This window comes from Streptomyces akebiae, from assembly GCF_019599145.1.
Taxonomy (GTDB): Bacteria; Actinomycetota; Actinomycetes; order Streptomycetales; family Streptomycetaceae; genus Streptomyces; species Streptomyces akebiae.
In genome coordinates, this window is the sequence record NZ_CP080647.1 from 6,779,439 (window position 1) to 6,800,280 (window position 20,842).

At 71.5% G+C, this 20,842-nt stretch carries 17 protein-coding genes; 15 read left to right on the forward strand and 2 right to left on the reverse strand.

Annotation, left to right across the window (positions count from 1 at the left end; genetic code table 11):
* Nucleotides 1-22 precede the first annotated feature (22 nt).
* The 7 genes from K1J60_RS29240 (at nucleotide 23) to obgE (ending at nucleotide 10,467) form a co-directional block, all read left to right on the forward strand.
* Complete coding sequence (locus K1J60_RS29240) at nucleotides 23-1,192, forward strand: hypothetical protein (RefSeq protein WP_220651754.1); 1,170 nt, start codon at nucleotides 23-25, stop codon at nucleotides 1,190-1,192.
* A 48-nt stretch (nucleotides 1,193-1,240) separates the two neighbouring features.
* Nucleotides 1,241-2,101, forward strand: coding sequence for a TIGR03936 family radical SAM-associated protein (locus tag K1J60_RS29245; protein ID WP_220648806.1), 861 nt, complete (start codon nucleotides 1,241-1,243; stop codon nucleotides 2,099-2,101).
* 245 nt (nucleotides 2,102-2,346) lie between these two features.
* Nucleotides 2,347-6,519, forward strand: coding sequence for an Rne/Rng family ribonuclease (locus K1J60_RS29250; protein ID WP_220648807.1), 4,173 nt, complete (start codon nucleotides 2,347-2,349; stop codon nucleotides 6,517-6,519).
* Between the two features lie 277 nt (nucleotides 6,520-6,796).
* The gene (locus K1J60_RS29255) at nucleotides 6,797-8,098 is read left to right on the forward strand and encodes a phospholipase D-like domain-containing protein (RefSeq protein WP_220648808.1); all 1,302 of its coding nucleotides are present in this window, start codon (nucleotides 6,797-6,799) and stop codon (nucleotides 8,096-8,098) included.
* 196 nt (nucleotides 8,099-8,294) lie between these two features.
* Nucleotides 8,295-8,615 (forward strand): 50S ribosomal protein L21, encoded by a 321-nt coding sequence (rplU, locus tag K1J60_RS29260; protein WP_033525816.1) that lies wholly within the window; start codon nucleotides 8,295-8,297, stop codon nucleotides 8,613-8,615.
* Between the two features lie 14 nt (nucleotides 8,616-8,629).
* A complete protein-coding gene (gene rpmA, locus K1J60_RS29265; RefSeq protein ID WP_033525817.1) occupies nucleotides 8,630-8,884 on the forward strand; it encodes a 50S ribosomal protein L27 in 255 nt (84 codons plus the stop codon).
* Nucleotides 8,885-9,030: 146 nt separating this feature from the next.
* Complete coding sequence (gene obgE, locus K1J60_RS29270; protein WP_220648809.1) at nucleotides 9,031-10,467, forward strand: GTPase ObgE; 1,437 nt, start codon at nucleotides 9,031-9,033, stop codon at nucleotides 10,465-10,467.
* Nucleotides 10,468-10,621: 154 nt separating this feature from the next.
* Here the strand turns inward: obgE and K1J60_RS29275 are convergent, their stop codons facing one another.
* Nucleotides 10,622-12,691: a hypothetical protein gene (locus tag K1J60_RS29275; protein ID WP_220648810.1), complete on the reverse strand. Its 2,070-nt coding sequence runs from the start codon at nucleotides 12,689-12,691 to the stop codon at nucleotides 10,622-10,624.
* Nucleotides 12,692-13,036: 345 nt separating this feature from the next.
* On the opposite strand from K1J60_RS29275, the gene proB reads away from it, so the two are divergent.
* From proB to K1J60_RS29300, 5 genes are all read left to right on the forward strand, one after another.
* The gene (gene proB / locus K1J60_RS29280) at nucleotides 13,037-14,143 is read left to right on the forward strand and encodes a glutamate 5-kinase (RefSeq protein ID WP_220651755.1); all 1,107 of its coding nucleotides are present in this window, start codon (nucleotides 13,037-13,039) and stop codon (nucleotides 14,141-14,143) included.
* Nucleotides 14,144-14,308: 165 nt separating this feature from the next.
* A complete protein-coding gene (locus K1J60_RS29285; RefSeq protein ID WP_220648811.1) occupies nucleotides 14,309-14,785 on the forward strand; it encodes a hypothetical protein in 477 nt (158 codons plus the stop codon).
* 166 nt (nucleotides 14,786-14,951) lie between these two features.
* Nucleotides 14,952-16,238 (forward strand): glutamate-5-semialdehyde dehydrogenase, encoded by a 1,287-nt coding sequence (locus K1J60_RS29290; RefSeq protein WP_220648812.1) that lies wholly within the window; start codon nucleotides 14,952-14,954, stop codon nucleotides 16,236-16,238.
* 121 nt (nucleotides 16,239-16,359) lie between these two features.
* Nucleotides 16,360-16,962, forward strand: a complete 603-nt coding sequence (locus K1J60_RS29295) for an SCO2584 family spore wall biosynthesis protein (protein WP_220648813.1) — start codon at nucleotides 16,360-16,362, stop codon at nucleotides 16,960-16,962.
* Nucleotides 16,963-17,084: 122 nt separating this feature from the next.
* Nucleotides 17,085-18,155, forward strand: a complete 1,071-nt coding sequence (locus tag K1J60_RS29300; RefSeq protein ID WP_220648814.1) for an SCO2583 family membrane protein — start codon at nucleotides 17,085-17,087, stop codon at nucleotides 18,153-18,155.
* Nucleotides 18,156-18,327: 172 nt separating this feature from the next.
* Here K1J60_RS29300 and K1J60_RS29305 read toward each other — a convergent pair whose 3' ends face one another.
* The gene (locus tag K1J60_RS29305; protein ID WP_220648815.1) at nucleotides 18,328-19,458 is read right to left on the reverse strand and encodes a M48 family metallopeptidase; all 1,131 of its coding nucleotides are present in this window, start codon (nucleotides 19,456-19,458) and stop codon (nucleotides 18,328-18,330) included.
* 98 nt (nucleotides 19,459-19,556) lie between these two features.
* On the opposite strand from K1J60_RS29305, the gene K1J60_RS29310 reads away from it, so the two are divergent.
* The 3 genes from K1J60_RS29310 (at nucleotide 19,557) to nadD (ending at nucleotide 20,841) form a co-directional block, all read left to right on the forward strand.
* A complete protein-coding gene (locus tag K1J60_RS29310; protein WP_184894148.1) occupies nucleotides 19,557-19,727 on the forward strand; it encodes a hypothetical protein in 171 nt (56 codons plus the stop codon).
* A 177-nt stretch (nucleotides 19,728-19,904) separates the two neighbouring features.
* Nucleotides 19,905-20,072 carry a hypothetical protein gene (locus K1J60_RS29315; protein ID WP_045557516.1) on the forward strand — a complete coding sequence of 56 codons (168 nt, stop codon included), beginning with the start codon at nucleotides 19,905-19,907 and terminating at the stop codon, nucleotides 20,070-20,072.
* Nucleotides 20,073-20,130: 58 nt separating this feature from the next.
* Nucleotides 20,131-20,841: a nicotinate-nucleotide adenylyltransferase gene (gene nadD, locus K1J60_RS29320; RefSeq protein ID WP_220648816.1), complete on the forward strand. Its 711-nt coding sequence runs from the start codon at nucleotides 20,131-20,133 to the stop codon at nucleotides 20,839-20,841.
* Nucleotide 20,842 lies beyond the last annotated feature (1 nt).

The window sequence follows — 20,842 nt, forward strand, 5'->3', positions numbered from 1 at the left end:
ACGCTGTGGCGTCTACGTCGTCATGGACCTGGAGAAAAGGCCTGCCCGGCAGCAGACGCCGGAGGCGCGCGCGACACCCGAGGCGCGCCTGACGCCCGCTGCGCAGCGGAGTGCTGAGGGGCAGCGGGCGCCCGAGCCGCAGCGGGCGCCCGAGGGCTGTCTGGCCGCCGCGATCCGGATTCCTGTGCGGATCGTGGTGCTCGTGCTGGTCGTTCCCGTGCGCATGGCGTGGGACGCGCTGGTGGTGGGCGGGCGGTTGCTGACGGACACCGTGTTGCGGCCGACGGGCCGTGCGCTGCTGTGGGTCGGCCGGGCCGTCGTTGTGTGGCCCTGCGTGGCGCTGTGGCGCTACGTCGTCGTGCCGCTCGCGCAGCTGCTCGGGTGGCTCGGGTACCGGCTGCTGGTCGTGCCGGCGGTGTGGGCGTACCGGTATGTGCTGACGCCGGTGGGGCACGCGATCGCGTGGGTGGCCGCCGGTGTCCGGGCCGGATGCGGCTGGGTGGCCCGAGGTGTCCTGGCCGGGCTCCTGTGGCTGTACCGGTGGACGGTGGTGCCGGTCGGGCTGAGCATCGCCTGGCTGGTCCGCTGCTTTGTCGTCGTACCGGCCGGGTGGCTGTACCGGTATGTGCTGACGCCCGTGGGGCACGCGATCGCGTGGGTGGCCACGGGGGTCGTGTGGCTCGTACGGATGATCTTCACCGGGCTCTGGACCGGCGTCCACTGGACGCTGCGCGTGCTGCTGGTGCTGCCCGCGCTCGCTCTGTGGCGCTGGGCCCTCGTGCCCGTCGGACGGTTGCTCGCGGTCGTCGGCCGGGAGGTCGGGGAGGCCCTCGGGCACGCGTGGCGGGTGGCCGGACGGATCTCGCTCGCCGTCGGACGGTTCCTGGCGAACCTGTTCCGGTGGATCCTGGTCGAGCCGGCACGGTGGGTGTATCGGACCGTCCTCACACCAGCCGGGCACTTCGTCCGGGACACGGTGTGGAAGCCGGTCACGGCGGTCGGACGCGTCGTGGGCCGGGTCACCCGGCAGGCGCTGACCACCGCCCGTGAGACCGTCCGTCAGGCCCGCGCCGGCGTGCGCTCGGCCCTCTTCGGACAGCCGACGGAACCGAAGCCCGTCCACAGGCGGGAACCACGGGCCGCCGAGGCACGTACTCTTGGTAGCAGTACGACCGCTCTCACGAAGGACTGAACGACACTGGGCAAGCGACAGCCCGAAGGCCCGCCGCCCGCACCCGCGGTGCAGCGCATCCGACTGCGCTACACCAAGCGCGGCCGCCTCCGGTTCACCAGCCACCGTGACTTCCAGCGCGCCTTCGAGCGTGCGCTGCGCCGTGCCGAGGTGCCGATGGCGTACTCGGCGGGGTTCACGCCGCATCCGAAGGTGTCGTACGCCAATGCCGCACCCACCGGCACGGGCAGTGAGGCGGAGTATCTGGAGATCGCGCTCACCGAGGCGCGTGATCCGGAGAAGCTCAGGATCCTGCTCGACGAGTCGCTGCCCACCGGCCTCGACATCGTCGACGCGGTCGAGGCCCGGACCTCCGGGCTCGCCGACCGGCTCACGGCCTCCGAATGGGAGCTGCGCCTGGACGGTGTGGACCCCGAGGAGGCCGCGCGCGCGGTCGAGGTCTTCAAGGCGTCGGACCTCGTCGAGGTCCAGCGCAGGACCAAGAACGGCGTACGGACCTTCGACGCCCGTGCCGCCGTCGTCGACCTCGACAGCCGTGACGGACACGACACACGTGAGGAACAAGACGCACGTGAGGGACGTGACGGAAGCGCCGGTACGGACGGTTCTGAGACGCCCGGTCCACAGGCTGATAGGCCGACGGACCAGCCCTGTGCGATACTGCGGCTGGTTGTTCGGCACGTGACGCCTGCCGTACGACCCGACGACGTCCTGTCCGGTCTCCGCGCCGTGGCCGACCTGGCGCCGCCGGTCCCCGCAGCGGTGACCAGGCTGGCGCAGGGGCTTTTCGATGATGAGACCGGCACGGTGACCGACCCGCTCGCGCCCGACCGCGAGGCAGCGCCGGCCCTCTCAACGGCCGAACCCGCTGCCGCCGCGAAGGCGTCGGCGCCGGTAGGCCCCGCGTAGGGACGGACGTCGTAGCGCCGCCCTCTGATCCGGGAGCCTCCTGGGTCGGGCAGCGCACCGACCACAAGACTTTCGCCAGGCCGTGCGCAACATGGCGTACGGAACCGGCGAGACAGGACACAGAGAGCTCCCGTGCGGCGCCCGCGCCCCGGACGGCGGTAGTCGCGTACGACGCGAGCCGCGGACGTCACCGGCCATGCCGGACCGGGTGCGGCGCCCGGGAGCCTGACGGGAGAAACGCCCGCATGCCCGAATCGATCGAACCCGCCGAGCCCGCGCAGGGCTCCGAACACAACACGCCGAGCGACACCCTGCCGCCGCGCCGTCGCCGCCGTGCCGCGTCCCGCCCCGCGGGACCGCCGTCCGCCGCCTCCGAAGCGGCCGCGGAGACCACCGCGCCGGCCGTACAGGCCGCCGAGTCCGAGGACCTCGCGGCCATCGAGCCGACCGAGGCGCACGAGACCACCGAGACCGTCGAGGACGACGTGACCGTTGAGGACGCGCAGGTCACCGAGGCCGAGGAGACGAAGGCCGAGACCCCCGCCGCCGAGGAGGCCGCGCCCGCCGGGCGTACGCGCCGTCGTGCGACCCGCCGCGCCTCCGCCCCCGCCGGCGCGCCCAAGGACGCCGAGGTCGTCGAGGTCGTCGAGACCGTGGCGCCGGTCGCCTCCCCCGAGAGCGCCGCCGAGATGCCCGTCGCGGTCGAGGAAGAAGCGCCCGCCGGGCGTACGCGCCGTCGTGCGACCCGCCGCGCCACCGCCCCCACGAGCGCGCCCAAGGCCGCCGAGGAGAAGTCCGCCGAGACGGCGACGGTGGCCGAGCCCGAGGCCGCCGCCGTTGCCGAGGCGCCCGCCGCCGTCGAGGAGGCCGCGCCCGCCGGGCGTACGCGCCGTCGGGCCACGCGCCGGGCGTCCGCGCCCGCCGGCGAGGCGAAGGCCGCCGAGATCGTGGAGGCTCCGGCGGAGGCCACGGAGACCGCACCCGCCGAGATTCAGGAGAGCGCGCCGGTCGAGGCGGCGGCCGAGGAGGCCGCGCCCCGTCGTACCCGTCGGCGTGCCACGCGCCGAGTCGCCGCGCCCGCCGACGCGTCCGAGGGCGAGGCCGCCGCCGAGCGCGCGGACGAGTCCGTGGCCGCCGAGACCGCGTCGGCTGCGGCCGAGCAGGTGCCCGCCGCCGAGGCCACCTCCCCCGAGCCGGTCAAGGCACCGCAGGCGGCTGCCGAGGCCGAGGCCGAGGACGGTGGCCCGCGTCGGCCCCGTCGTCGGGCCACGCGCAAGGCCGCCGTGGGATTCTCCGCGCCCGCCCCGCCGAAGGCGGAGGACGCGCCGTCGCGTCCGTCGCGGCCCGCCGTGGCCGTGTTCCAGGCGCCCGTGTTCACCGAGCCGATGTTCCAGACGCCGGAGCGCGCCGCCGCGCAGGCCGCCGCCGAGGCGGAGGCCGAGACCGTGACGGTCGAGCCGGCCGAGACCCTCGAGAGCGCCGAGCCCATCGGCCTCGGCGGGTTCGCCGAGGAGGAGCCGACCGGCGGGTCGCGGCGTCGCCGTCGTCGCCGGGGTGAGCCCGCCGAGGCCGATCAGCCCGCGGCCGTCGCCGTGGTCGCCGACGAGCCGGAGGAGCCCGAGGAGTCCGAGGAGCCGGAAGAGTCCGAGGAGACCGGCGAGGACTCCGCCGAGAACGACGAGTACGGCGAGGAGGAGTCCACCGGGTCGCGGCGCCGCCGTCGCCGGGGTGGCCGCCGTCGTCGCCGGGGCGAGTCGGCCGAGGCCGAGGACGCCGCCGAGGGCGACGAACTCACCGCCGAGCAGGCCGCGCAGGACGCCGAGGACACCGCCGAGCAGTTGGACGAGGACGCCGAGGACGAGGGCGACGAGCGCGAGGAGTCCGGTTCGGGCTCCAGCAGCAGCCGTCGGCGTCGCCGCCGTCGTCGTCGCGCCGGTGACTCCGGCTCCGAGGGCGAGGCGACCGACGACCCCGAGCGCACGGTCGTCAAGGTCCGTGAGCCGCGCGAGCGGCGCGCCAAGGACACCGAGCCGTCCGACGAGGTGCAGTCGATCAAGGGCTCCACCCGGCTGGAGGCCAAGAAGCAGCGCCGTCGGGAAGGCCGTGAGCAGGGGCGCCGTCGCGTCCCGATCATCACCGAGGCCGAGTTCCTCGCCCGCCGCGAGGCCGTCGAGCGCGTCATGGTCGTCCGCCAGAGCGGCGAGCGCACCCAGATCGGCGTCCTGGAAGACAGCGTGCTCGTCGAGCACTACGTCAACAAGGAGCAGTCGACCTCGTACGTCGGCAACGTCTACCTCGGCAAGGTGCAGAACGTGCTGCCGTCGATGGAGGCCGCCTTCATCGACATCGGCAAGGGGCGCAACGCCGTCCTGTACGCCGGTGAGGTCAACTTCGAGGCGCTCGGCATGGCCAACGGGCCGCGCCGGATCGAGTCCGCCCTGAAGTCCGGGCAGTCCGTGCTCGTCCAGGTCACCAAGGATCCGATCGGACACAAGGGCGCCCGTCTGACCAGCCAGGTCTCCCTGCCGGGCCGCTACCTGGTCTACGTCCCCGAGGGGTCGATGACCGGTATCAGCCGCAAGCTGCCCGACACCGAGCGGGCGCGGCTGAAGACCATCCTCAAGAAGATCGTCCCCGAGGACGCGGGCGTCATCGTGCGCACCGCCGCCGAGGGCGCGAGCGAGGACGAGCTGCGCCGCGATGTCGAGCGGCTGCAGGGGCAGTGGGAGGACATCCAGAAGAAGGCCAAGAACGGCAACGCGCCGACGCTGCTGTACGGCGAGCCGGACATGACCGTCCGGGTCGTCCGCGACATCTTCAACGAGGACTTCTCCAAGGTCATCGTGAGCGGCGAGGACGCCTGGGAGACCATCCACGGGTATGTCTCGAACGTCGCGCCCGACCTGGCGGAGCGTCTGCAGAAGTGGACCTCCGAGGTCGACGTCTTCGCGACGTACCGCATCGACGAGCAGCTGATGAAGGCGCTGGACCGCAAGGTGTGGCTGCCCAGCGGTGGTTCGCTGGTGATCGACAAGACCGAGGCCATGATCGTGGTCGACGTCAACACCGGCAAGTTCACCGGCCAGGGCGGCAACCTGGAGGAGACGGTCACCAGGAACAACCTGGAGGCGGCCGAGGAGATCGTGCGTCAGCTGCGGCTGCGCGACCTCGGCGGCATCGTCGTCATCGACTTCATCGACATGGTCCTGGAGTCCAACCGGGACCTGGTGCTGCGGCGCCTGCTGGAGTGCCTGGGACGCGACCGTACGAAGCACCAGGTCGCCGAGGTCACCTCGCTGGGCCTGGTGCAGATGACCCGGAAGAGGGTCGGCCAGGGTCTGCTGGAGTCCTTCTCCGAGACCTGTGTCCACTGCAACGGGCGTGGCGTGATCGTGCACATGGACCAGCCGACGGCCGTCGGCGGTGGTGGCAAGCGCCGTAAGCGCGGGCGTGGCGGTGCCGAGCACGACCACGAGCACGTGTCCGTCCCCGAGGCCGTCGAGCCGGCGGAGTCGGCCGAACTGGTCGAGGCCGAGGTGGCCGCCGAGGTCGCCGAGCCCGTGGCGCTGCCCGCCCCGGAGTTCGAGCCGGACGAGGAGCTGTACAGCAGCGTCGCCGAGGCCGAGGCGGCGGTCGGGCGCGGCCGTTCGCGTCGTCGGGCGACCCGGCGGGCGTCCGCGCCCTCCGGCGCCCCGAAGTCCCGTGAGGCCGTGGCCGTCACCACCGTCTCCGAGGACCGTGCCCCGAAGTCGCGGGAGGCCGCCGAGGCGGAGCCGGTCGCGGTGGAGGACCCGGTCGTCGAGATGCCGGCCGCCGTGCCGAGCACCGAGGAGGCCGCCCCCAAGGGCCGTACGCGTCGTCGGGCGACCCGGAAGGTGTCCGCCCCCGCGGGCGCGCCGGCCGGGGCTGTGGCGGACGACGCCGTGGTCACGGTCGAGCCGGCCCCGGAGCCGGTGGCCGAGCCGACCCCGGAGCCCGTGGTCGAGGAGCCCGTGGCCGAGGAGGCCGCGCAGCCCGAGGCGGCGGCCGTCGCCGAGAGTGCGGCTCCGGCCCGTCCGCGTCGGCGTGCCGTGCGCAAGGCGACCGCGCCCACCGCGTCCGAGGAGGCGGCCGTGGTCGTGGTCCCGTCGGCTCCGGCCGAGGACGTGGCCGAGGCCCCGGTCGAGGAGTCCGCTCCGGCCGCCGAGGAGACCGAGCCCGAGGCCGGGGCACCGGCCAAGAAGGCGGCGGCCCGCAAGACGGCCAAGAAGGCCACGGCGAAGAAGGCCGCCACGAAGAAGACGGCGGCTGCCAAGAAGACGGTCGCGAAGAAGGCCACGGCCAAGAAGGCGGCCACGAAGAAGTCGGCCACGAAGAAGACCACCGTGGCCGCCGAGCAGTCCTCGGCCACGGTCACGGCTTCGACCGACGAGGACTGAGCCCCACGGGGCGGGCCTGCGGTCCGCTCCAACTGATGCCCCCACCGGGTGGTTTGCCCGACCGGTGGGGGCATCGGCGTGTTCGGGGAGAGTAACTTCACACCGCTCGGGGAGATTTGAGAACGTTTGGTCATCTCTGTCGTCTCACCGGCACCCCCTCCCTCTTGGAGCGTCAGCAGACGCCTGTAACACTCACTTAGTCGAATTCGCAGTTGTATACGCAGTCGTGAGCGCTGTCGTGGACATCCGGGCAGGGCGGGAACGGGGAGGGGATCGCATGGCGCGCGTGCGCATGCGTGGGGCGGTGGCGCTGACCACCGTGCTGGCGGCGGCCGGTGTGCAGGTGACGATGGCGGCGGGCGTCGCGCAGGCCGCGCCGACCTGGACCGAAGGCCCGCTCTTCAACGACCCGTTGGGCGACGGGGCCGAGCAACTCGCGATACGCACCCGGCTCATCGAGCTGACGGGCGCCGCGCTGCCCGGCTCCACCATCAAGGTCGCCGTCTACCACGTGTGGGAGGCGTCCGTCGTCGACGCGCTCGTCGCCGCCAAGGACCGGGGCGTGCACGTGCAGGTCCTCCTGGACGAGTCGAGCGTCAGCGACCGCCCCACCAACACCGCGTACGGCAGCCTGGTCGGGGCGCTCGGCACCGACCGGACGAAGGGTTCGTACATAGCGACGTGCGCCGTCGACAGGTCCTGTCTCGGCGATCCGAAGTACGGGCAGTCGATCATGCACAACAAGTTCTGGCTGTTCTCGGCGGTCGAGGGCGCCACCAACGTGGTCGTGCAGACGACGTCGAACTCGACGCCCTCGGCGCACACCAAGTTCTTCAACGACGCGCTGCTGCTGCCGGACAACCCGACGATGTACGACGCGTACGCGGACTACTTCGACACGATGGTCGCCCGGGACTGGGCCGCCTGGGAGTACCGGACCGTCAGCAACGGCCTCTACAAGGCGTACTTCTTCCCCCGGGCCGGGAACACCAGGGCCACCGACACCGTGTACTCGGTGCTCAACAACGTGCAGTGCTCGTACAAGGACGGCGCCGGTGTGACGCGCAAGACCTGGGTGCGGGTCGCGATCTTCAAGATCACACGGTTGGCGATCGCCGAGAAACTGGTGGCCCTGAAGAAGGCCGGCTGCAACGTGAGCATCGTGTACGCCGAGTCCGACAGCGCCAAGAGCAGCGGCGGGACCAAGGGGACGTGGGAGAAGATGCACACGTCCGGCGGGCCGACCGTGCGGTGTTACAACGACGACCGGGACCCGCTGAACCCCGGGAAGAAGCTGACCACGCCGTACATCATCCACACCAAGTACATCCTCGTGGACGGCCAGTACGACGGCGTGCGCAACAAGATCAGCTTCACCGGGTCGGGCAACTACACCGGGCCCGCGCTGCGCGAGAACGACGAGGCGATCGTCAAGGTCGACGACGACGCGGTGCACGACATGTACAGGACGCACTTCGACAAGGTGATCGGTGTCGCCTACCCGGGCAAGGCGGACACCACCGACCTGTGCAAGGGCGTGAAGCCGCTGCCGGCGGACGGCGAGAAGCCCGCCGCGTAGCGAGGGGAGGGGCTCGGTTTGACCCCTTCGGGCACGGCCCCGTAACCTTGACCGTCGGCGTGTCCGTAGGTAGCGACGCGTCACATCCCCGTAAACCTCATTCCTTCCGCGCGCCGGGCGCCGTGGGAGAGGCCGTTCGTATGTCGGGCGGCTGGACTGCGGGGGTGCCGTTCCCGAGCGAGAGAGTGAGATCCGCTTGTACGCCATCGTGCGCAGCGGTGGTCGCCAGCACAAGGTTGCTGTCGGCGACATCGTTGAGGTTGACAAGATTTCCACCGCCAATGTCGGCGACACGGTCGAGCTCTCGACCCTGCTCGTCGTCGACGGCGACGCCGTGACCAGCGACCCCTGGGTCCTTGCCGGCATCAAGGTCCAGGCCGAGGTCGTGGACCACCACAAGGGCCAGAAGATCGACATTCTGCGCTACAAGAACAAGACCGGCTACCGCCGTCGTCAGGGCCACCGCCAGCAGTACACGGCGATCAAGGTCACTGAGATCCCCGCGGCTGCGAAGTAAGGGACTGAGGAGAGATGGCACACAAGAAGGGCGCATCGTCCACCCGTAACGGTCGTGACTCCAACGCTCAGCGCCTCGGCGTGAAGCGCTTCGGCGGTCAGGTCGTCAACGCGGGTGAGATCCTGGTCCGCCAGCGCGGCACGCACTTCCACCCGGGCTCGGGTGTCGGCCGTGGCAAGGACGACACGCTGTTCGCGCTGAACGCCGGTGCGGTCGAGTTCGGCACCGCCCGTGGGCGCAAGGTCGTGAACATCGTTCCGGTCGGCTGATCGGAAAAGTCTTCGGACAGTCTTTCGCGAGGCGGACCTCACTTCCCGTGCGGGAAGGCGGGTCCGCCTTTCGCGTGTTACCCAATAACTGAACCCGTACCACCCCTGGCCCCCCGGTCGGGGGGACCCCCAGGAGGCACCCCACCATGACCACCTTCGTGGACCGCGTCGAACTGCATGTCGCCGCGGGTAACGGAGGTCACGGCTGTGCCTCCGTCCACCGGGAGAAGTTCAAGCCGCTCGGCGGCCCCGACGGCGGCAACGGCGGCCGGGGTGGCGACGTCATCCTGACCGTGGACCAGTCGGTGACGACTCTCCTCGAGTACCACCACTCCCCGCACCGCAAGGCCACCAACGGCAAGCCCGGCGAGGGCGGCAACCGCTCCGGCAAGGACGGGCAGGACCTGGTTCTGCCGGTCCCGGACGGCACCGTCGTGCTCGACAGGCAGGGGAACGTCCTCGCCGACCTCGTGGGCCACGGCACCTCCTTCGTCGCCGCTCAGGGCGGCCGGGGCGGGCTCGGCAACGCGGCCCTCGCCTCCGCCCGCCGCAAGGCGCCCGGCTTCGCGCTGCTCGGCGTGCCCGGGGACACGGGCGACATCGTCCTGGAGCTCAAGACCGTCGCCGACGTGGCGCTGGTCGGCTACCCCAGCGCAGGCAAGTCCTCGCTGATCTCGGTCCTGTCCGCCGCCAAGCCGAAGATCGCGGACTACCCGTTCACGACCCTCGTCCCGAACCTGGGCGTGGTCACGGCCGGCGAGACGGTCTACACGATCGCCGACGTGCCGGGCCTGATCCCGGGCGCCAGCCAGGGCAAGGGCCTCGGCCTCGAATTCCTCCGCCACGTCGAGCGATGCAGCGTCCTCGTCCACGTCCTCGACACGGCGACCCTCGAGTCGGACCGCGACCCCGTCTCCGACCTCGACATCATCGAGGAGGAGCTGACGCAGTACGGCGGGCTCGGCGACCGGCCCCGGATCGTCGTCCTCAACAAGATCGACGTGCCCGACGGCAAGGATCTCGCCGAGATGGTGCGGCCGGACCTGGAGGCCCGCGGTTACCGGGTCTTCGAGGTGTCCGCCGTCGCCCACACGGGGCTGAAGGAGCTGTCGTTCGCCCTCGCGGACCTCGTCGGCCGGGCGCGCGCCGCCAGGCCGAGGGAGGAGGCGACGCGGATCGTCATCCGGCCCAAGGCCGTCGACGACGCGGGCTTCACGGTCGTGCGGGAGGAGGACGGGCTCTTCCGCGTGCGCGGTGAGAAGCCGGAGCGCTGGGTGCGGCAGACCGACTTCAGCAACGACGAGGCCGTCGGCTACCTCGCCGACCGGCTCAACCGGCTCGGTGTCGAGGAGGAGCTGATGAAGGCGGGCGCCCGCTCCGGCGACGGCGTCGCCATCGGACCCGAGGACAACGCGGTCGTCTTCGACTGGGAGCCGACCGTCATGGCCGGTGCGGAGATGCTCGGCCGCCGTGGCGAGGACCACCGCTTCGAGGCGCCCCGCCCGGCCGTCCAGCGCCGCCGCGACCGACAGGCCGAGCGGGACGAGCTCCAGAAGGAGTACGACGACTTCGAGCCGTTCTAGGACCGGAGGCTCCCTGGGCGCTGGGTTTCCTTGGCGCCCGGGCCTCTGGCGCGCTGGGGCGACCTGGGGCGGGGCGGTCCCGCGTGATCCGAACACGACGAAGGGCCCCGGTGGTGAACCACCGGGGCCCTTCGGCTGTCGTCGTCCGTCCTCGTCAGGCGAGTGCCTCCGTGGGCTCGCCCTCCGAGAGTTCGTCGCTCGACTCCTCCGGCTTCCGGGGCGACGGCACCTCGTCGGCGAGGCGTGAATCCATGCGGGTGCGACGGTCGTCGGCCTTGGCGCAGAGCGCCTTCACCGCGAGGTCGAAGCGGACCAGGGAGGGCGGGTCCGAGGGGCCGAGCAGCTGTTCCTTGAGCTCGGCACGGGCCTGCGTGAAACGGTCCTTCTCGGGGTTGCGGACCGACTCCAGCAGCGCCGGCACACCGTCCGCCTTGGGTGTCAGCACGACACCCGCGGAGACGGTCGGGAACGCCGCCCGGAACGCCACCTCCGGCAGACCCGACGTGTTGGCGACCGAGTACGGCTTCTCGCTCGACAGCCAGTCGGAGACCACCGACGAGACATCGCTGATCAGCAGGTCCGACGCGTTGAAGCAGGCGAAGATCGCGGGCCGCGCCTCGGTGATGATCCGGTGCTCCCACTCCGGGAACGACGCCCAGTACGCCCTCTCCCAGGCCAGCGTCGCCTCGGCGATGGCCGCCTCACGGTCCCCGCTCGGCGTGCCCTGCAGCAGCATCCGCTCCATCTCGTCCGCGCTGGCCCGGAACGACGTCGAGGTCAGCTTGTCCAACTCGGCCGTGCGGCGAGCGAGTTCGGCGGCGGCCTCGGGACCGGGGCGAGCCCCGGACCGCTTGGTGTTGGCCTCCCGGATCATCGCCTTGATCCGCTCGTTCGCGGCACCCGCGCGCGGGTCGACCGAGCCGGTCATCGGGTGCGGCTTGTACAGCAGTCGGACCTTGTCGTCGGCGAGGAGCTGCCGGACGATGTTCTCGCCGGCCAGGACCACGGACGTGTTGCCGGGGTTGCCGTCCCAGCCCTCCCAGGTGGGGGCGTAGAGGACGGTGGTGTACGCGCCGGTCGGCGGGCCCGCGTACGGGCGGATCGGCGCCAGCTGCGGGCGGCCGACCTCGACGATGTCCTTGTCCTCCACCCCGACCTCGGCGAGCGCGTACCGCTCGCGCGCCGCGGGACCGGCGACCCACACCTCGTCGTACGCCTTGGCGTACGGGTTGCAGGACGACAGCTTGTCGCTCTCGCCGTGGTTGATGAAGGCGTGCTTGATCGTGGGGATGCGCAGCACCTGGGACGTCTTCGCGGCGTTGGCCGGGTGGAGCATCATCTTCAGCGTCGAGTTCTCCAGGGAGAACATCGTCGAGACCTTCGGGAAGCAGATGACCGGCACGTCGGTCGCGTCGATCTTCTGCACCATGAAGCGTTCACGCAGCACGATCAGCGGCTTCTCCAGCTGGGAGAGTGTCGAGAGCCACATGTTCGCCTGGTACGCCGACGTCGTACCGCCGGAGAAGTACATCGCGGTGGTCGGCCGGTACTCGGCGAGCCATCCGTCCAGCCACTCCATGACCTGCTGCTCGTTCTTCGCGCGCTTCTTCGGCAGCAGCCAGGTCGCGAGGTACGCGGTGCCCAGGAAGAGCAGCGCGAGCCCGGCGCCGACGCCGACGAAGCCCCAGACGGCGTCCTTCGTGGCCGCGGTGAGCAGCAGGCCGGCCGTGACCGGTAGGGAGAAGGTCAGCAGCCGGTGGGCCTGGCGGCGGGCCAGGATGCGCGGCGGGGAGGCGGTCAGGCGCAGGGCGGAGGCGTCGATGTTGCGGGTGACGATCGGCAGGGTCCGGGTGCGGCGGACCAGCACCGAGACGGCCTGGCAGGCGAAGTGCACCGCGTAGAACGCGATGAGGGCGACCAGGAGCGGGGCCTGCTCGCGCAGCGGATCGATGCCGTCGATGCGCAGCAGCCCCACCAGGATCAGCATGTCGCGGAGCAGCTGGCGCACCAGCGCGTCGAAGCGGACCTTGCTCAGCGGTGCGAGCAGTCCGGGATCCCGGTACTGGAGGAACGTGTCCAGGACGAGGCCCGCCGCGCCGGCGGCGACGAACACGGGGATGTTCGGCAGCAGCGCGGAGACGATCTGGGCCGTGAAGAGCGCGAACATCGCGAGCAGCGCTGAGAGCTGCGCGATGCGGCGGGGTGCGAGGCCTGCGGAGGGCACGGGCTGGGCTCCTGCGGAGGGTGCGACGGATGAAGGGGGGAGGGTGAGTCGGGGGTGGCCTGAGGAGGCCGATCCCTGACCGTATGACCTAGGGAGGCCGAGGAGCAATCTCCCGAGGGCGCAATAGTCGCTAGTCGGACATTACGCCTGGAACCTTGAGCGACGTCACAGCATCTCCTCATCAAGGCCTCCGAGCCGGAGTGCCCCCGTCCGGCCCGGCGCGTCGCGCCGTCCGCCCCTCGAAATGAGAACGCGTCCGGTCCGTCCGCTCCCGTAGATTGCGCAGTGCACACACCGGGCTGGTTCGGAACATTGGGGATACAGGTGTCAGCGGCAAGGCAGGGAGTGCGGGACGCGCACCGGATCGTCGTCAAGGTGGGCTCCTCGTCGTTGACGACGGCCTCCGGGGGCCTGGACGCGGACCGGGTGGACGCCCTCGTGGACGTCCTCGCCAAGGTCCGCAGCGGCGGTGAGCGGGAGATCGTGCTGGTCTCGTCGGGCGCCATCGCCGCCGGGCTCGCGCCCCTGGGCCTGCGCCGCCGCCCCAAGGACCTCGCCCGCCAGCAGGCCGCAGCCAGCGTCGGCCAGGGCCTGCTGGTGGCCCGCTACACCGCCTCCTGCGCCCGCTACGGCATCCGGGTCGGCCAGGTGCTCCTCACCTCCGACGACATGAGCCGCCGGGCCCACCACCGCAACGCCTCCCGCACCCTCGACAAGCTCCTCGCGATGGGCGCGCTGCCGGTCGTCAACGAGAACGACACCGTCGCCACGGACGAGATCCGCTTCGGTGACAACGACCGCCTCGCCGCCCTCGTCGCCCACCTCGTCCGGGCGGACCTGCTGGTCCTGCTGTCGGACGTGGACGGCGTGTACGACGGCGACCCCAGCAGGCCCGGTACGTCGCGGATAGCGGAGGTACGGGGCCCCGAGGACCTCGCGCACGTGGAGATCGGCAGCGCCGGCAAGGCGGGCGTCGGCACCGGCGGCATGGTCACCAAGGTCGAGGCGGCCGGCATCGCCACCGGCGCCGGCATCCCCGTGGTCCTGACCAGCGCCGTCCACGCGGCGGACGCGCTCGCCGGCGGCGACACCGGCACGTACTTCCACCCGACCGGCAGGCGGTCCGCCGACCGGCTGCTGTGGCTCCAGCACGCCTCCACGCCGCAGGGCGCGCTCGTCCTCGACGAAGGCGCCGTCCGCGCGGTCGTCGAGCGACGTACGTCACTGCTGCCGGCCGGTATCGCGGCCGTCGAGGGCGACTTCACCGCCGGTGACCCCGTGGAGCTGCGCGACGGCACGGGTCGGGCCGTCGCGCGCGGGCTGGTGAACTTCGACGCCAAGGAGATCCCCCAGCTGATCGGCCGCTCGACCCGGGAACTGGCGCGCGAGCTGGGTCCCGCGTACGAACGAGAGGTCGTACACAGGGACGACCTCGTCCTCCTGCATCCCTGACCAGGGGCCTCCCGGAGGGGGCCGCGGCACGGGCCCCGGCGGTGCGCGTTCCGTAAAACCGCCACGCGAAGCCCCTGAGCCTGCTCAACTTTGTCTCAGGGAGATTCCGCACGCCCTATTGCACGACCTATTGCCAGGCACGACATCGTTGCGAAGGAGGCCGTCGTGAGACGAGTACGCCCCGGGGCCGCGGCGTCCCGTGGTGGTGGTACCTCCCGTGCGGCCGGCGAGGAGCGGACGCTCACCAGCGTCGCGGCCTCGGACACGTACGAGGGCGACAGCGTCGAGGAGCCGCAGGACCTGCCCCGCCTGTGGCACGTCACGCTGAGCCTCTCGGGACCCGAGGCCCCCCTCAAGGAGGTGCGGCGCGGCCTGGAACAGCTCGCCCACGACCACCCCTTTCTGCTGACCAGCCGCTATGCCCACGACCACGCCGAGATCCGCTACTGGGAGGAGGCCCGCGACCTCCACGACGCGGCCGCCGTCGCCCTGCGCCTGTGGGGTGAGCACCGCCGGACGGCCGGGCTGCCGCCCTGGGAGATCGTCGGCCTGGAGGTCATCGACCGCCAGACGTACCACCAGCGCATCGCCGAGGGCTACGGACCCGCCCCGGCCACGCCCGTGGGGGTCCACCCGTACTGACCGTCCCGCCGGAAGCCCGCCCCGTCCCGCCGGAAGGCGTGGGAAGTTCCCCGGCGGTGTCCCCTCGCACTGTCCTCCGCCACGTCCTCCGTGGACGTGACGCGCGCGTGTCTCGCGCTGTGGAACACGCGAGGAACCCCTCCGCCGGGCGGACTACCCTTCCTGTATGACCTCGCTCTCGCCGTACGACTCCATGACGCCGGTCAACCGCGCCGCCTACCGTGCCAAGGCCGCCGCCGCCGACCTCGCGCCGCTCCCGCGCGCCCACAAGGACGACGCGCTGCTCGCCATCGCCGACGCGCTGGAAGTCCGTACGAGTGAAATCGTCGAGGCGAACGCCAAGGACATCGAGCGGGCCCGGGAGGCCGGCACCAGCGAGGCGATCGTCGACCGGCTGACGCTGACCCCGGAGCGGATCCGCGCGATCGCCGCCGACGTCCGCGACGTGGCCGCGCTGCCCGACCCGGTCGGCGAGGTCGTGCGCGGCTCCACCCTCCCCAACGGCATCGACCTGCGGCAGGTCCGCGTCCCGCTCGGCGTCGTCGGCATCATCTACGAGGCCCGCCCGAACGTGACCGTGGACGCCGCCGCCCTCTGCCTGAAGTCCGGCAACGCGGTCCTGCTGCGCGGCTCCTCCTCCGCCCACGAGTCCAACACCGCCCTCGTACGGGTCCTGCGGGACGCCGTCGGCGGCGCGGGCCTGCCCGCCGACGCCGTCCAGCTGGTCCCCGGTGAGAGCCGCGAGTCGGTACGCGAGCTGATGCGCGCCCGCGGACTGGTCGACGTGCTCATCCCGCGCGGCGGCGCCTCCCTGATCCGCACGGTCGTCGAGGAGTCCACCGTCCCGGTGATCGAGACCGGTACCGGCAACTGCCACGTCTACGTCGACGCGAACGCCGACCTCGACACGGCGGTCGAGATCCTGATCAACTCCAAGGCCCACCGCGTCAGCGTCTGCAACGCCGCCGAGACCCTCCTCGTCCACCAGGACATCGCCCCCGAGTTCCTGCCCCGCGCCCTCGACGCGCTCGCCGACGCCGGGGTCACGGTCCACGCCGACGAGCGCGTCATGGCCTACGCCAAGGACTCCAAGGCCACGGTCGTCGAGGCCACCACGGAGGACTGGGAGACCGAGTACCTGTCGTACGACATCGCCGCCGCCGTGGTCGACTCGCTCGACCGGGCCGTGGAGCACATCCGGCTGTGGAGCTCCGGCCACACCGAGGCGATCGTGACGACCTCCCAGCAGGCCGCCCGCCGCTTCACCCAGCTGGTCGACTCCACCACGGTCGCCGTCAACGCCTCGACGCGCTTCACCGACGGCGGTCAGTTCGGATTCGGCGCCGAGATCGGCATCTCCACGCAGAAGCTGCACGCCCGCGGTCCGATGGGTCTGCCCGAGCTGACCAGCACGAAGTACATCGTCACCGGTGACGGACACGTCCGCCGCTAGGCCGAGGCGGGACGTGTGGGACGTCGGCCGGTTCCTGTGAACAGGCCGGCGTCCAGCTGGCACAACGGATGAATTTCCATACCGTCTGCCCAAATTGACCACCCAGGTCTACTCTGGATCCGTGCCGGAGGACGTGGGGGGCACGCCGTTCCCGGACGGCTGGGAGCCCGACGACGACCGCGACCGCGGGGGTATGGACGAAGAGTTCGCCTCCGTGGTCTTCGACGAGGACTTCGTCCGGGCGGCCGTGGTACACGAGCCGACCGCTGTCGAACGTCTGCTCGCAGCGGCGGAGGCCCGTGCCGCCGCCCAGGAGGCCGAAGCCCGCCGGGCGCACTCCAGAGGCGTGCGCGGCGACGACGACCGTTACGACGACGGCTTCGGCCCCGACGGCCCCGGTTTCGGCCACGGCCGCGACGACGACCCGGACGACTTCGACGACACCGAGATCCTGGAAGGCCGCTACGGTCCCGACGGCCTCTACGGCAGGCCGTACGGCAAGCAGACCCGCTGGCACCGGCCCGTGGCCTGGGTCCTCGCCCTCGTGATGGGCATCGGCATGGTCGCGCTGGCCTTCACCGCGGTCTACCGGGGCGCCTCGTCCGGGCGTGGCGAGATCACGCCGCCTGCCACCAGCGGCGTCGAACAGAAAACCCCGACCGGGCCCTCCGCCTCCGCGGACTACTCCCAGCCGGTGGTCTCCGCGGATCCCCGCATGCCCTGACCAGGCCTCGTACGGGTCCTGCCGGGCCGTTCGGTGACGCTGCCCGAACCTGGTGAGGACCTGTCAGAAGTTGTCCTGGACCACGGCGTTTACCGAGGCCTTCGAAGACCTACTCTCCAAGTATGGGCGGGCCAGGAAACCCACCTGAGGGGACTCCCGAGGGCGCCCCCGGCGGTGGAGAGGACGAATACCGATCCGTCGTCTTCGACGAATCGTTCGTCCGTGCTGCCCGCCTCCAGGAGTTCTCCGCCGACGAGCGCCTCTCCGACCACGCCCCGGCCGTGCGCCGCCGCCCGCCCATCCGCCGCGGCCTCTCCCGCCAGGTCCTGGTCCTCGTCCTGCTGATCGCCCTCGCCTTCGGCACCGCGATCTACATGGGCGTCCGTCACCCGTACGACACCCCGGCCGCCGGGCCCACCGAGCCGCTCAGGATGACGGTGATCCCGCTCTCCCCGCAGTCCGCGGTGCCGGGCGCCCCGGACGCGGAGACGCTGTACGCGCACAGTCCCGCCGCCCAGTTCCGGATCGGCGCCGAGGGCATCACGATGCCGGCCACCCGGCGCACCGCGCACTTCACCGACAGCCAGGTCGTGTCCGCGCTGACCATCGCCAAGGAGTACCTGGTCGCCTCCGCGCTCGACCCCGAGGTCCTCGGCGGCGCCACCGTCCAGCCCGTGCGGCGGCTGGTCGACTCCGACCAGCTCGACCAGTTCGAGCAGAGTTTCGACCAGCCGACGGCGGACGGGCGGCACGCCCCCACCGGCTGGCTGGTCCGCTTCGACCCGTCCCGCGCGGAACTCGCCGACCGGCGGATCCGCGTCCACGGCACCCTCCAGGCCGCCGAGTTCGACTCCGGCACGCTGGAGGTCGTCGCCGCCCACACTCTCGTGTACGCGCTGCGGCCGACCGGCGACAAGGCCGACGCCGAGGCCTCCCTGTTCACCGTCCGGCGCGAGCTGCACTTCCGCTTCGACCAGGACGATCTGCGCACCCACCAGGCCGAGGTCGTCGTCTCCTACGTCCAGGCCGGGCCGCTGGCCTGCGCCGACGACGCCACCAACCATCTGCGCCCGCTCCTCGCCGGCCAGACCGCCAAGGCGGGCGGCCCGGCCGCAGGAACCGACCCGTACAACACGGGCGCCGCCACCGCCCTGTGCGGCACCCTCGCGCAGAGCGCCCAGCCGAAGGTGTGAGATGGGCCGCGCGTGCTCTTCGGCTGCGGGTGGGTGGGGCTTCTCGCGCAGTTCCCCGCGCCCCTGAAAAGCAGGGGCTGCGCCCCGGGCTTTTCACGGCCGCAAGGGCCGTAGGCCCTCAAGGGGCGCGGGGAACTGCGCGACCAGCTCCCACCCACCCGCAGCCGACGTCTCACTCGTCGTCGCGGGGCCTGTCCTCCTGGGCCGTGTCCGTACCGCCGCCCTGACCCGGGCCGGCGTCGGTGGCCGTACCGCCGTTGCCGCCGCCGAACCCGCCGAAGCCGCGCCGGACCCGGCCACCGAGGTCGCCCGCGCCGCCCGCGATGTCGGTGACCAGCTTCATCAGCGGGTCCTTGGAGCTCTTCACGCTGCTCGTGTAGTGCGTCGCGGACTCGCGGAAGGAGTCGGTCACCGAGGTGTCCTTGTCCTCGCTGCGGCGCGGGTAGTGCCCGTCCATGATCCGCTGGAAGTCACGGGACTCGGCCCACTTCTTCAGCTCGGCCGCGCGCACCGTGGTGAAGGGGTGCGAGCGGGGCAGCACGTTGAGGATCTTGAGGACGGAGTCGCGCAGATCGCCCCCGGCCTCGTACTCCTCGGCCTGCGCGAGGAACGCGTCCACGTTCATCTCGTGCAGGTGGTTGCCGCCCGCGATCTTCATCAGACCGCGCATCGACGCCTGGACGTCCTGCCCGACCAGCAGACCCGCCCGGTCGGCGGACAGCTCCGACTTGCGGAACCACTCGCGCAGCGCGGTCACGATCGCCATGATCGCGAGGTTCCCCAACGGGATCCAGGCGACCTTCAGGGCGAGGCTCGTCAGGAAGAGCAGTATCGTCCGGTACACCGAGTGGCCGGAGAGCGCGTGGCCCACCTCGTGACCGATGACGGCCCGCATCTCCTCCTCGTCGAGCAGCTCGACGAGCCCGGTGGTCACGACGATGATCGGCTCGTCCAGACCGATGCACATCGCGTTCGGCTGCGGGTCCTGGTTCACGTACATCGGCGGGACCTTCTCCAGGTCCAGGATGTAACACGCGTCCCGCAGCATGTCGTTGAGGTGGGCGAACTGCTGGTCCGAGACCCGTACGGAGTCGGACAGGAACAGCAGCCTGAGGCTGCGCTCCGGCAGCAGGCCGCTGAGCGCCTTGAACACCGTGTCGAAGCCGCTGAGCTTGCGCAGCGCCACCAGCGCCGAGCGGTCCGCGGGGTGTTCGTACGCCCGGGAGGAGATCCCCTCGAAGCGCCTGCGCTGCCTGCTCGGCACGTTCTCGTGCCCGTTCTGCTCGTGGCTGTCGTCCGGCATGTTTCCCCCATGCTCTGTTTGCCCATGTTGCCCCCGAAGCGGGGTCCAGCCTAGGCGGAGTTACCGTGGCAGGGCATCAACCGTAAGGAGCGATCTCGATGGGACATCTCCCGCACCCGCCCGCGTCCGCCTGGCTCACCGAGGCCGCGGACGTCGCCGCGAAGGAACAGGGAGCGGGCAATCTGCTGCGTGTGGTGCTGATCGTGATGGTCCTGGGCTCCGTCCTGATGGCGTGGTTCCTGCTGCGTGGATACAAGCGGGACGACTGACGCCCGCCGACGACAAGGACGCCGGCGGCGCCCGAACGGTTGTCTCGTACGGGAACTACGCGTTCCGCGGCGCCCCCGTTCACCCCTGGGCGGAGTCGGCGTGATCGCCGGCGGACCCCCCGCATACGATGGGCGGGTCTTTATCCCGATCCCACACCCGGATAGGTCACGCCGACGATGAGCTTCCACAGCACCGCTGCCGACTTGGTCACTCTCGCCGCCGAGGGCGGCGGGGAGCACGGCGGCAACCACGAGAGCCTGAGCCCCTACCTGACCGGCGGCGGAGCCTTCGTCGCCCTGATGCTGCTGCTGTGGATCACCACCCGCTTCAACCGCGACCGCTAATCCGCGCAAAAGGACGTTCGAACGGTGCGCGTCGGCCGGGCCGGTAGGCTCTCCACGCATGGGAGAGCAGGAAACGCCTACCGGTCCGGAGCTCGACAGGGCGGCCGACCAGGCGAACGACACCACGGACGGCCGGGCCGACAGCGCCTCCGGCGCACCGGGAAACCGCCCGTCGCAGCCCGGTAGGCGCCGTCTCGGCGTCATGGGCGGCACGTTCGACCCGATCCACCACGGGCACCTCGTGGCGGCCCAGGAGGTCGCCGCCCAGTTCGGCCTCGACGAGGTCGTGTTCGTGCCGACCGGCCAACCCTGGCAGAAGTCCCACCGCACGGTTTCGCCGGCCGAGGACCGCTACCTGATGACGGTCATCGCCACGGCCGAGAACCCCCACTTCTCGGTGAGCCGCATCGACATCGACCGCAAGGGCCTCACCTACACCATCGACACCCTGCGCGAACTGCACGAACTCAACCCCGAGTCCGACCTCTTCTTCATCACCGGCGCCGACGCGCTCGGCCAGATCCTGACCTGGCGCGACGCCGACGAGCTGTTCTCCCTCGCGCACTTCATCGGGGTCACCCGTCCGGGTCACACCCTGGCCGACCCGGGCCTGCCCGCGGGCGGCGTCTCGCTGGTCGAGGTCCCGGCGCTCGCCATCTCCTCCACGGACTGCCGTGCGAGAGTCGCCAAGGGCGACCCCGTCTGGTACCTGGTGCCGGACGGCGTCGTGCGCTACATCGACAAGCGGCAGCTGTACCGCGGCGAGTGAG

Coding starts and splice junctions, on each gene's coding strand:
- K1J60_RS29240 (WP_220651754.1), top strand. CDS start 23: ATGGACCTGGAGAAAAGGCCTGCCCGGCAGCAGACGCCGGAGGCGCGC.
- K1J60_RS29250 (WP_220648807.1), top strand. CDS start 2,347: ATGCCCGAATCGATCGAACCCGCCGAGCCCGCGCAGGGCTCCGAACAC.
- K1J60_RS29255 (WP_220648808.1), top strand. CDS start 6,797: ATGGCGCGCGTGCGCATGCGTGGGGCGGTGGCGCTGACCACCGTGCTG.
- rpmA (WP_033525817.1), top strand. CDS start 8,630: ATGGCACACAAGAAGGGCGCATCGTCCACCCGTAACGGTCGTGACTCC.
- obgE (WP_220648809.1), top strand. CDS start 9,031: ATGACCACCTTCGTGGACCGCGTCGAACTGCATGTCGCCGCGGGTAAC.
- K1J60_RS29290 (WP_220648812.1), top strand. CDS start 14,952: ATGACCTCGCTCTCGCCGTACGACTCCATGACGCCGGTCAACCGCGCC.
- K1J60_RS29300 (WP_220648814.1), top strand. CDS start 17,085: ATGGGCGGGCCAGGAAACCCACCTGAGGGGACTCCCGAGGGCGCCCCC.
- K1J60_RS29305 (WP_220648815.1), bottom strand. CDS start 19,458: ATGCCGGACGACAGCCACGAGCAGAACGGGCACGAGAACGTGCCGAGC.
- K1J60_RS29310 (WP_184894148.1), top strand. CDS start 19,557: ATGGGACATCTCCCGCACCCGCCCGCGTCCGCCTGGCTCACCGAGGCC.
- K1J60_RS29315 (WP_045557516.1), top strand. CDS start 19,905: ATGAGCTTCCACAGCACCGCTGCCGACTTGGTCACTCTCGCCGCCGAG.
- nadD (WP_220648816.1), top strand. CDS start 20,131: ATGGGAGAGCAGGAAACGCCTACCGGTCCGGAGCTCGACAGGGCGGCC.